11 protein-coding genes are annotated in these 10,308 nt (G+C 67.0%); 9 read left to right on the top strand and 2 right to left on the bottom strand.

Annotated features, from left to right (window positions below):
- From CON77_RS11590 to CON77_RS11575, 4 genes are all read left to right on the top strand, one after another.
- A partial coding sequence (locus tag CON77_RS11590) for an ATP-binding cassette domain-containing protein (RefSeq protein WP_157826933.1) occupies positions 1 to 433 on the top strand: 433 nt, incomplete at its 5' end.
- Positions 433 to 1,242 carry an ABC transporter substrate-binding protein gene (locus CON77_RS11585; RefSeq protein WP_101049284.1) on the top strand — a complete coding sequence of 270 codons (810 nt, stop codon included), beginning with the start codon at positions 433 to 435 and terminating at the stop codon, positions 1,240 to 1,242. The genes CON77_RS11590 and CON77_RS11585, both read left to right, overlap by 1 nt.
- Positions 1,243 to 1,536: 294 nt before the next feature.
- Complete coding sequence (exaC, locus tag CON77_RS11580; RefSeq protein ID WP_101049307.1) at positions 1,537 to 3,057, top strand: acetaldehyde dehydrogenase ExaC; 1,521 nt, start codon at positions 1,537 to 1,539, stop codon at positions 3,055 to 3,057.
- 177 nt (positions 3,058 to 3,234) lie between these two features.
- A complete protein-coding gene (locus CON77_RS11575; RefSeq protein ID WP_101049283.1) occupies positions 3,235 to 3,600 on the top strand; it encodes a DUF779 domain-containing protein in 366 nt (121 codons plus the stop codon).
- A gap of 18 nt (positions 3,601 to 3,618) precedes the next feature.
- On the opposite strand, the gene CON77_RS11570 is transcribed toward CON77_RS11575, so the two are convergent.
- Entirely contained in the window at positions 3,619 to 4,737 is a 1,119-nt protein-coding gene (locus CON77_RS11570) for a sigma-54-dependent Fis family transcriptional regulator (protein ID WP_101049282.1), read from the bottom strand.
- A 217-nt stretch (positions 4,738 to 4,954) separates the two neighbouring features.
- Between CON77_RS11570 and CON77_RS11565 the strand changes: the two genes are divergently transcribed.
- The 5 genes from CON77_RS11565 (at position 4,955) to CON77_RS11545 (ending at position 9,331) form a co-directional block, all read left to right on the top strand.
- Positions 4,955 to 5,428 carry a 4Fe-4S dicluster domain-containing protein gene (locus tag CON77_RS11565; protein ID WP_101049281.1) on the top strand — a complete coding sequence of 158 codons (474 nt, stop codon included), beginning with the start codon at positions 4,955 to 4,957 and terminating at the stop codon, positions 5,426 to 5,428.
- Between the two features lie 19 nt (positions 5,429 to 5,447).
- Entirely contained in the window at positions 5,448 to 7,295 is a 1,848-nt protein-coding gene (locus CON77_RS11560; protein WP_101049280.1) for an aldehyde ferredoxin oxidoreductase family protein, read from the top strand.
- A gap of 106 nt (positions 7,296 to 7,401) precedes the next feature.
- A complete protein-coding gene (locus tag CON77_RS11555) occupies positions 7,402 to 8,754 on the top strand; it encodes an NAD(P)/FAD-dependent oxidoreductase (protein WP_101049279.1) in 1,353 nt (450 codons plus the stop codon).
- Between the two features lie 11 nt (positions 8,755 to 8,765).
- Positions 8,766 to 9,017, top strand: a complete 252-nt coding sequence (gene thiS, locus CON77_RS11550) for a sulfur carrier protein ThiS (protein WP_101049278.1) — start codon at positions 8,766 to 8,768, stop codon at positions 9,015 to 9,017.
- A 14-nt stretch (positions 9,018 to 9,031) separates the two neighbouring features.
- Positions 9,032 to 9,331, top strand: a complete 300-nt coding sequence (locus tag CON77_RS11545) for a hypothetical protein (protein WP_101049277.1) — start codon at positions 9,032 to 9,034, stop codon at positions 9,329 to 9,331.
- Between the two features lie 27 nt (positions 9,332 to 9,358).
- On the opposite strand, the gene CON77_RS11540 is transcribed toward CON77_RS11545, so the two are convergent.
- A complete protein-coding gene (locus tag CON77_RS11540; RefSeq protein ID WP_101049276.1) occupies positions 9,359 to 10,258 on the bottom strand; it encodes a substrate-binding periplasmic protein in 900 nt (299 codons plus the stop codon).
- Between the last annotated feature and the right edge of the window lie 50 nt (positions 10,259 to 10,308).

Here is a 10,308-nt window from a genome sequence, read left to right as displayed (position 1 = left end):
CGTGTGCTGGCGCGGCTCGACCTGGCGTGCCAGCCGGGCCGTGGCCGAAGAGGCGCTGCGCCGGGTGGGGCTGGACGGTCTGGCCCAGCGCAGCGGGCGGGCCCTGTCGGGCGGTCAGCAGCAACGCCTGGCGCTGGCCCGGGCCTGGGCGCAAAACCCCGAGGTCTGGCTGCTGGACGAGCCCACTGCCAGCCTGGACCCGAAGGCGAAGAAGGAGGTCGAAGCCCTCATCGCCGAATTCGCCGCCGCCGCTGGCACCACCCTGGTGTTCAGCAGCCACAACCTGGGCCAGGTCAAGCGGCTGGCCACGCGGGTGTTGTACCTCGAAGCGGGCCGCTTGCTGGCCGATTTGCCGGTTCACGATTTTTTCAACGACGCCGTGCTGGAGCGGGTGTCCCCCTCGGCGTTGGCTTTTTGCAAAGGAGAGCTCTGATGTGGTCGAAATGGTTCAAGCCGGGCTGGTTCGCCGCCGGCGTGTGGGTGCTGTCGTTCGGGGCCCAGGCCCAGTCCATCGTGGTCGCGTCCACCACGTCCACCGAACAGTCCGGGCTGTTCGGCCACGTGCTGCCGATGTTCAAACAGGCCAGCGGCATCGACGTCAAGGTGGTGGCGCTGGGCACGGGACAGGCCATCGACATGGCGCGCCGCGGCGACGCCGACGTGCTGTTCGTGCACGACAAGGTGGCCGAGGAAAAGTTCGTGGCCGAAGGCTTTGCCGCCAAGCGCCAGGACGTGATGTACAACGACTTCGTGCTCATCGGCCCCAAGGGCGACCCGGCGCAGACCCAGGGCAAGGACATCGTGGCGGCCCTGAAGAAGCTGGCGCAGGCCAATGCCCCCTTCGTGTCGCGCGGCGACAAGAGCGGCACCCACGCGGCCGAACTGCGGTTCTGGAAAATGGCGGGCAACGAAAGCAATATGGGCGGTGGCTACAAGGCCTGTGGCTGCGGCATGGGCCCGGCGCTCAACATCGCCGCCTCCAGCGGGGCCTACGTCCTGGCCGACCGTGGCACCTGGTTGAACTTCAAGAACCGCGCCGACCTGGCGGTGCTGGTCGAGGGCGATCAGCGTCTGTTCAACCAGTACGGTGTGATGCTGGTGAGCGCCGCCAAGCACCCCCAGGTGAAAACCGCCGAGGGCCAGAAGTTCGTCGACTGGGTGACCGGTCCGGCCGGACAGTCGGCCATCGCGTCGTACAAGATCGGGGGCGAACCATTGTTCTTCCCGAACGCCAAACCCTGACGCCACCCGATACCCCCTGCCCAGGCCTGCCGCAGCGTGCTGTGGCAGGCCTTTGATTTTGGTGGTGGGTATTCCCTTATGCACGTTGCTGCCGTTGCATCGCGGCGCAACATATGCATGAATTTGCCGTACCAAAACAGAGCGGTGCGGTACACCAGCCCCCTGAAATCTGTTCCAAAGGCCTGGGGGAGCCGTGGTTTCGGTGGCAAAACGCGGTGGCATGGAAGTTGTTGAGGGTTCTGGGCCGAACAGGCCTTGTTCCACGTTTTTGACAACTTCACAGAGGAAGACAACATGCTTTACGCCGCCCCCGGTGCTGCCGGTGCCAAGATCGCCTACAAAGCCCAGTACGACAACTTCATCGGTGGCAAGTTCGTGCCGCCCGTGGAAGGTCAGTACTTCGACGTGATCACCCCGGTCACCGGTCAGGTTTACACCCGTGCCGCCCGCTCGGGTGCCCAGGACATCGAACTGGCCCTGGACGCCGCCCACGCCGCCGCCGACCAGTGGGGCAAGACCGATGCCGCCACCCGCGCCAACATCCTGCTCAAGATCGCCGACCGCATCGAACAGAACCTGGAACTGCTGGCCTACGCCGAAACCGTGGACAACGGCAAAGCCATCCGCGAAACGCTGAACGCCGACATTCCGCTGACCGTGGACCACTTCCGTTACTTCGCCGGTTGCGTGCGCGCCCAGGAAGGCGGCATCAGCGAGATTGACGAGAACACCATGGCCTATCACATCCACGAGCCGCTGGGCGTGGTGGGCCAGATCATTCCCTGGAACTTCCCCATCCTGATGGCGGCTTGGAAGCTGGCCCCCGCCCTGGGCGCCGGCAACTGCGTGGTGCTCAAGCCCGCCGAGTCCACCCCCATTTCCATCCTGATCCTGGCCGAGCTGATCGCCGACCTGCTGCCCCCGGGCGTGCTGAACATCGTCAACGGGTTCGGCCGCGAAGCCGGCATGCCGCTGGCTACCAGCAAGCGCATCGCCAAGATCGCCTTCACCGGCTCCACCACCACGGGCCGTGTGATCGCCCAGGCCGCCGCCAACAACCTGATCCCGGCCACGCTGGAACTGGGTGGCAAGTCGCCCAACATCTTCTTCGCCGACGTGATGGACAAGGACGACGGCTTCCTCGACAAGGCCATCGAAGGCCTGGTGCTGTTCGCCTTCAACCAGGGCGAGGTCTGCACCTGCCCGTCGCGCGCCCTGATCCAGGAAAGCATCTACGACAAGTTCATGGAGCGCGTGCTGCAGCGCGTGGCCGCCATCCAGCACGGCAACCCGCTGGACACCGACAGCATGATGGGCGCCCAGGCGTCCAAAGAGCAGCTGACCAAGATCCTGTCCTACCTGGACCTGGGCAAGCAGGAAGGCGCGCAAGTGCTGGCCGGCGGCGGCCAGGCCCACCTGGGCGGCGACCTGGAAGGCGGCTACTACGTGCAGCCGACGCTGTTCAAGGGCCACAACAAGATGCGCATCTTCCAGGAAGAAATCTTCGGCCCGGTGCTGGCCGTGACCACCTTCAAGGACGAGGCCGAGGCGCTGGCCATTGCCAACGACACGCTGTACGGCCTGGGCGCCGGCGTGTGGAGCCGCAATGGCAACGTGGCCTACCGCATGGGCCGCGCCATCAAGGCCGGCCGCGTGTGGACCAACTGCTACCACGCCTACCCCGCGCACGCCGCCTTCGGTGGCTACAAGGAGTCCGGCATCGGCCGCGAAACCCACAAGATGATGCTCGACCACTACCAGCAGACCAAGAACCTGCTGGTCAGCTACAGCGAGCAGAAGCTGGGCTTCTTCTGATCCTTGGCTGGTGGAGTCATGTCTCTTTGGCGTGACTCCGCGCAACACCCGGGCCGGGCCATCGCCTCATGCTGGGGTACCAGAAATCGGCGATGGCCCGGCCCGGTTGTTGCGCTACTGGGTGCGTGAATGTCACGAGGCAGCGCGTGCCCACCAACACAAGCAGGAGACACCACCATGGTCGATAAAGTCATCGCCACGCCGGCCGCGGTCGAACTCATCGAATTTCTCAAGGCCAAGCACGGCCCCGGTCTCATGTTCCACCAGAGCGGGGGCTGCTGCGACAACAGCGCGGCCAACTGCTACCTGCTGGGCGAAATCACCACCGGTGCCGGCGACGTGTACCTGGGCGACATCGGTGGCTGCCCTTTCTACATCGGCAAGGCGCAGTACGAGTACTGGCGCCACACCCAGCTCATCATCGACGTGATCGAGGGCCATGGCGGCACCTTCTCGCTCGAAGGGCCGGAGGGCAAGGCCTTTCACACCCGCTCGCGCGTGTTCACGGCCGAGGAACTGGCAGCGCTGGAACGGCAGGCCTGAGGCCTGAGGGTCGCCGCTTCAGCGGCGTTCCAGCTTGCGGTACACCGTGGCCCGGCTGATGCCGAGCGCCCGCGCGGCCTCGGCCACATTGCCCTGGGCATCCTCCACCGCCTTGCGGATCAGGGCGGATTCCACCTGTTTCAGCGGCACGCCGTAGTTGCTGGCGGGGTGGATCGAGGCCCCCCCGTCCTGCACCCCGCTGGGCTGGGCCAGCACCTGCAGCCGCAGCCCGCACCACAGCGGCTGCTCCACCGCGCCCCGCTGCTGCCGGGCGGCGTCGAACAGGGCCCCGGTGGGCACCGCGAACACGTCGCAGGCGTGCGGCCAGTCCTGGCCGGGCACCAGGTTGAGCATGTCGATGGCCGCGCGGTTGGCCGCGGTGATGCGGCCGTCTGCGTCCAGGCCGACCAGGCCGTCGCTGTCCTCCCCCAGCACCCGGCCGGGCCAGTTCAGGCGCAGCAGCAGGTGGTGTGGCTGCGCCAGCGTGAGCGCGTTTTCGATGCTGCGCGCCGACTGGGTCACCAGGTGCTTGAGGGCGGGGCGTTCCGGCACGTGGATGCCGGTGAGGTCGAGCATGCCGATGCACTGGCCGTCGGGGCCGAACAGCGGGGCCCCGGCGCAACTGTAGACGCTGGTGTCGTCGAAGAAGTGCTCGCCCCGGTGCAGCCACACCGGCAGCCCCTCGGCCAGCGTGGCGCCAATGGCGGTGGTGCCCACCGCCTGCTCCGAGAGGTTCACCCCCACCCGGGCGATGGCACTGGCACTCGGGTCCTGCCGGTCGATCGGGCCGTTGACGTCGATCACCACGCCCTGCGCGTCGGTCAGGATGGCGAAGTAACGGGTGTCGGCCATGGCGCGTGCCAGCGAGCGGATCACCGGGGCGGCCGCGCGCAGCAACGACTGGTTGGCTTCGATGGCGCGCTTGACGGCGGGGGCCGACACCGCCTCGAACTGCACGCGCTGCTGCGGCTGCAGGCCCAGGTCCAGGCAACGCCGCCAGGAACGTCCGATCCACGGAGGCAGCCAGGGAGCGGGCTCGCCCGGTGCGCGTTCCAGAAGGGCCTGGCGGGCGCGTTCGATGCCGGCCAGTCGGTCCTGGGGGGTGGGCGAGGCGGGGGCGGGCAGTCCGGTGTGCATGGGTGTGGGCGGTGGCGCGGGCGGCAGGCCCGCATGTTGCCGTGTTTTCGCCATTAAAGCAGTGTTTCAATTTGAGAATAAGTGCGTCGGGTGCGGGCGTCCTAGGGATTTCCCTGAACCCAAACGCCCGGGCTGCTTTAACAATCGCCATGCAAACGTGTTCATAAGTACGGCTGTGCATAGGTGGCCGTGCCCCCACCCCAACAGGAGAAGCTCCATGCAGAAAGTTCTGCACATCAACCCGGACAAATGCACCGGCTGCCTGCAGTGCGAAATGGCCTGTTCCTTCGAAAATTACGGCACCTACGCGACGTCCAAGTCGCGCATCAAGGTGTTCGATTTCCACCACACCGGCAAGAAGGTGCCCTACACCTGCACCCAGTGCGACGAGGCCTGGTGCTTGCACGCCTGCCCGGTCGAGGCCATCACGGTGGACAAAGTCACCGGGGCCAAGGTGGTGAGCGAAACCACCTGTGTCGGCTGCAAGGTCTGCACCATCGCCTGCCCCTTCGGCACGGTGAACTACGTGCAGGAAACCGGCAAGGTGCAGAAGTGCGACCTGTGCGGCGGCGAACCGGCCTGTGCCGAAGCCTGCCCGACCGGGGCCATCACCTTCATCGATGCCAACTGGACCGGCATGGACAAGATGAAGCAGTGGGCCGACAAATTGGGCAACCAGGCCGCGGCCTGATCGGGTAAGGAGCAAGAACATGTCCTGGGCTGGAAAAATCCTCCGCGTCAACCTGACGAACGGCACCATCCAACGCGAACCGCTGAACATGCAGTGGGCGCACGCTTACCTGGGCTCGCGTGGCCTGGGCAGCAAATACCTGGTCGAAGAGGTCGACCCCAAAGTCGATCCGTTGTCGCCTGAAAACAAAATCATCTGGGCCACCGGCCCGCTGACCGGCACCATGGCCTCCACCGGTGGCCGCTACACCGTCATCACCAAAGGGCCGCTGACCGGCGCCATCGCCTGCTCCAACTCGGGCGGCTACTGGGGCGCCGAGTTCAAATCGGCCGGTTGGGACATGGTGATCTTCGAAGGCGCCAGCCCGAAGCCGGTCTACCTCTACATTAACGACGACCAGGTCGAACTGCGCGACGCCTCGCACCTCTGGGGCAAGTCGGTGTGGGACACCGAGGAAATCCTCAAGACCAGCCTGCAGGACCCGCTGCTGCGCATCTCCTCCATCGGCCTGGCCGGTGAGAACCAGGTGCTGTACGCGGCCATCGTCAACGACCTGCACCGCGCGGCCGGCCGTTCCGGCGTGGGCGCCGTGGCTGGCAGCAAGAACCTGAAGGCGATCGCGGTGCGCGGCACCAAGGGCGTGGGCAATGTGAAGGACCCGAAGGCCTTCATGAAAGCCACCTTCGAGAAGAAGAAGATCCTGGCCGAGAACGCGGTGACCGGCCAGGGCCTGCCCACCTACGGCACCCAGGTGCTGATGAACGTGATCAACGAGATCGGCGCGCTGCCCACGCGCAACCACCGTGACACCCAGTTCGAAGGCGCCAAGGACATTTCCGCCGAAGCCATGGCCACGCCGCGCGCGAGCGACGGCAAGGCCCAGCTGGTGACCAACCAGGCCTGCTTCGGTTGCACCATTGCGTGCGGCCGCATCAGCAAGATCGACCAGAACCACTTCAGCGTGCAGAACAAGCCGCAGTACTGGGGTGCCACCGGCGGTCTGGAGTACGAAGCGGCCTGGGCGCTGGGCGCGGCCAACGGCGTGAACGACTTGGAAGCGCTGCAGTACGCCAACACCATTTGCAACGAGCAGGGCATGGACCCGATCAGCTTCGGCGCTACCATCGGCGCGGTGATGGAGCTGTACGAGATGGGCGTGCTCACCAAGGAGCAGATCGGCATCGAGGCGCCGTTCGGCTCGGCCCAGGCGCTATGCGAACTGGCCGACATGACCGCCAACGGCGTGGGTTTTGGCGTAGAGATCGGCCGGGGCTCCAAGCGCCTGTGCGAGAAGTACGGCCATCCCGAGCTGTCCATGAGCGTCAAGGGCCAGGAATTCCCGGCCTACGACTCGCGCGGCATCCAGGGCATGGGCCTGACCTACGCCACCTCCAACCGCGGCGCCTGCCACCTGCGCAGCTACACCGTGGCCTCCGAGGTGCTGGGCATCCCGGTCAAGACCGACCCGCTGACCGCCGACGGCAAGCCGGAACTGGTCAAAGCCTTCCAAGACGCGACCGCCGCCTTCGACTCGGCCGGCATCTGTATTTTCACCAGCTTTGCTTGGGGCCTGGCCGATGTGGCACCGCAAGTGGCCGCCGCCTGTGGCGACGAGTACACCACCGAGGAGCTGGAAAAGATCGGTGAGCGCATCTGGAACATGGAGCGCGAGTTCAACAACGCCGCCGGCTTCACCGCCAAGGACGACAACCTGCCGCCGCGCCTGCTGAACGAGCCGGCCCAGACCGGCCCGGCCAAAGGCCTGGTGAACAAGTTGCCCGAGATGTTGCCCAAGTACTACGCGGTGCGTGGCTGGGACACCGAAGGCCGCCCGACCGCCGACACCAAGGCCCGCCTGGGTCTGTGATCCGAACCGCCTGTGACCGCGCCACCCCTGGCGCGCACAGGGCCGGGGTGGTTCAGGCCGCGCGCCTGTCCACCCCTTTTTTCATTGTCCGCGGAGCCCATTGCCCATGACCCATCACCTCATCCTCGGCGCCGGCCCGGCCGGCGTGATCGCGGCCGAAACCATCCGCAAGCACGCGCCGCACGACCGCATCACCCTGGTCGGCGACGAGCCCGAGCCGCCGTACTCGCGCATGGCGATCCCCTACCTGCTGATCGGCAACATCGACGAGCGCGGCACCTACCTGCGCAAGGGCGCCAGCCACTTTACCGAGCGGCGCATCGACCAGGTGCGCGCCCGCGTGACCCGGGTGGACGCCGCGGCCAAAACCGTGGCGCTGGACGACGGCCAGACCCTGTCCTTCGACAAGCTGCTGATCGCTACCGGCTCGCACCCCGTTCGCCCGCCGATTCCGGGCATGGACCTGCCCGGCATCCACCCTTGCTGGACGTTGGAGAACGCGCGCGAAATCGCCAAGCTGGCCCAGCCCGGCGCCCGCGTGTTGCAGATGGGCGCGGGCTTCATCGGCTGCATCATCATGGAGGCCCTCAAGCAGCGTGGCGTGGACCTGACCGTGGTGGAAATGGGCGACCGCATGGTGCCGCGCATGATGGGCCCGGCCGCCGGCGGCATGATCCGCGAGTGGTGCGAGGCCAAGGGCGTGCGCGTGTTCACCGGCGCCCGGGTGGAAGCCATTGAGCGCGCGCCCGAGCCGGCCACCGGCATTTTGGGCAAGCTGGCGCAGGCCGTGGGCCTGGCTGGTGCCGCGCTGGCCGCCGACCGGCCGCTGCGGGTGCGTCTGTCCACCGGGCAGACGATCGAGGCCGACCTGATCATCAGCGCCACCGGGGTGCGCCCGGCCATCGGCTACCTCGAAAACTCCGGCATCACCTGCCTGCAGGGGGTGTTGACCGACGAGCACATGCAGACCAACGTGCCCGGCATTTACGCCGCCGGTGACTGCGCCGAGGCCTTCGACAAGGTCAGCGGCAAAACCATTGTCAGCGCCATCCAGCCGAACGCGGCGGACCAGGCCTATGTGGCCGCCATGAACATGGTGGGCAAGCGCGCCGAGCTCAAGGGCGTGACGCAGATCAACGTGCTCGACACGCTGGGCCTGATTTCCACCAGCTTTGGCAACTGGCAGGGCGTGCCCGGCGGCGAGCAGGTGGAGCTGCTGGACCCGGCGCACCACAAGGTGCTCAGCCTGCAGTTCCAGGGCGACGTGATGGTGGGCTGCAACAGCGTGGGTTGGACCGACCACGTGGGCGTGATGCGCGGCCTGGTGGAAGGCAAAGTCAAACTGGGCGAGTGGAAAGACAAGCTCAAGGAAGACCCGACGCAGCTGATGAAGGCCTACCTGGCGACGGCTCAGGCGCAAGGCCAGTGGAGCGGGGCCGGCGACGCCCGCCGCCGTTGAGCTGGGGGACTATGCAGATCACCTTCAAGCTGTTTGCCACGCTGGGCGACTACTTGCCGCCCGCCGCCCGCTACAACCAGATCGCGCTGGACCTGGCGCCCGGTACCACCGTGAGCCAGGTGATCGAGGCCCACGCCCTGCCGCCCAAGCTGGTGCACCTGGTGCTGATCAATGGCCACTTTGTGCCGCCCGAGGCGCGGGCCGACCGTGCCCTGACCGACGGCGATGTGCTGGCCATCTGGCCACCCATCGCCGGCGGCTGAGCCGGGCACCCATCATGCAGTCGGCCTACGCAGAGCACTTCGTGCGCGACATGGGCTGCACCCCGCGGGAGTGGCTGGGCTGGTTGCCCGAAGCCGTGGGGCCGCATGCCTGGACGCTGGGCGCCGAGGAGGCGCAGGTGCAGATCGGCACGGGAGGGCTGCGGCTGCGCTGGGCCGAACTGCCGCCGCGCGTCATCGCGCTCATGCGCATGCCGCGCTTGCAGGTGGAATTCCGCTTTGAAGGCCTGTCGGCCGATCAGCGCTACGCTTTCATGAAGCGCTTCGACCTGTACATGCAGCGTGGCGGGGGCTGAGAGGCCCCCGCGCCGCGGTCGCCTGCCTCAGGGTGTGACCATCGTCAGACCGTGTTCGCGGAACAGGGCGAGCAGTTCGCCCTTGTCGCGCAGCCGCTGCAGCGCGGCTTCCAGGGCCAGGGCCAGGGCCTTGTTTTCTACCTTGACGGCCATGCCGATGGGCCAGCCGTTGTCGGCCAGGCCGGGCAGGCCGAGTTCGGTCAGGCCGAAGGCGGCCCGCTCGACCTTGGCCGTGAAGAGGGCAGATTCGGCCTGTGCGCGGGTGACGTAGGCCGCCTCGATCTCGCCCTTGAGCACGGCCTGCGCCGCGTCGATGCCGCTGTCGAAGATGCGGACCTGGCTGCGCAACATGCCGCCGCGGTAACCCATCAGGATGCTGGCCGCGCCGCTGCCGCGCTCGGCGCCCAGGGTGTGGCTCTGCAGGTCGTCGCCGCTGCGGATGCCGCTGAGCTTGTCCAGACGGTGGAACACGGTCAGCACCTCGCGCGCATAGGGCGCGAAGATCAGGGTCTGGCGGTTCTGGTTGATCAAGTATTTGTCCACCGGCACGTGCAGCATCACATCGGCCGGACCATAACCCAGGTAGTGCCCGCGCCAGACCATGTTGCGCAGGTCGTCGTTCATTTTTTCGCCCGCGTCGAACGGCAACAGGTTGAGTTGCAGGTTGAGCTCACGGGCCAGGGCCCGAGCCAAGCCCACGTCCAGGCCGGTGGGTTCGTTGGCCGAGCCGCCGGAGTAGGGGGCGTTGTCCTTGTACACGGCCACTTTCAGGGCCCCGCTGGCGCGGATCTTGTCCAAGTCCTGCAGTTCGGTGGCATGGGCCGGCAGCCAGGGCGCGGCCAGGGCCAGCGGCAAGGCGGCCAGCAGGCTGCGGCGGGGCAGTCCGGCGCCGACGTGGCTGTTCGGGGTGGGGGTGTGGGCGGTCATGCGTGTCTCCTTTTGTGTTTGTGCGTGTCCGGGTGCGCGCCTGTGGTGGC

This window comes from Macromonas nakdongensis, from assembly GCF_002837145.1.
Lineage (GTDB): Bacteria > Pseudomonadota > Gammaproteobacteria > Burkholderiales > Burkholderiaceae_C > Macromonas_B > Macromonas_B nakdongensis.
The sequence above is the reverse complement of the archived record's forward strand: the minus strand, read 5'-3'. Positions and strand labels throughout refer to the sequence as shown.

What these genes read in the sequence shown, in the direction of transcription:
- CON77_RS11585 (WP_101049284.1), top strand. Translation starts at nt 433, where the DNA reads ATGTGGTCGAAATGGTTCAAGCCGGGCTGGTTCGCCGCCGGCGTGTGG.
- exaC (WP_101049307.1), top strand. Translation starts at nt 1,537, where the DNA reads ATGCTTTACGCCGCCCCCGGTGCTGCCGGTGCCAAGATCGCCTACAAA.
- CON77_RS11575 (WP_101049283.1), top strand. Translation starts at nt 3,235, where the DNA reads ATGGTCGATAAAGTCATCGCCACGCCGGCCGCGGTCGAACTCATCGAA.
- CON77_RS11570 (WP_101049282.1), bottom strand. Translation starts at nt 4,737, where the DNA reads ATGCACACCGGACTGCCCGCCCCCGCCTCGCCCACCCCCCAGGACCGA.
- CON77_RS11565 (WP_101049281.1), top strand. Translation starts at nt 4,955, where the DNA reads ATGCAGAAAGTTCTGCACATCAACCCGGACAAATGCACCGGCTGCCTG.
- CON77_RS11560 (WP_101049280.1), top strand. Translation starts at nt 5,448, where the DNA reads ATGTCCTGGGCTGGAAAAATCCTCCGCGTCAACCTGACGAACGGCACC.
- CON77_RS11555 (WP_101049279.1), top strand. Translation starts at nt 7,402, where the DNA reads ATGACCCATCACCTCATCCTCGGCGCCGGCCCGGCCGGCGTGATCGCG.
- thiS (WP_101049278.1), top strand. Translation starts at nt 8,766, where the DNA reads ATGCAGATCACCTTCAAGCTGTTTGCCACGCTGGGCGACTACTTGCCG.
- CON77_RS11545 (WP_101049277.1), top strand. Translation starts at nt 9,032, where the DNA reads ATGCAGTCGGCCTACGCAGAGCACTTCGTGCGCGACATGGGCTGCACC.
- CON77_RS11540 (WP_101049276.1), bottom strand. Translation starts at nt 10,258, where the DNA reads ATGACCGCCCACACCCCCACCCCGAACAGCCACGTCGGCGCCGGACTG.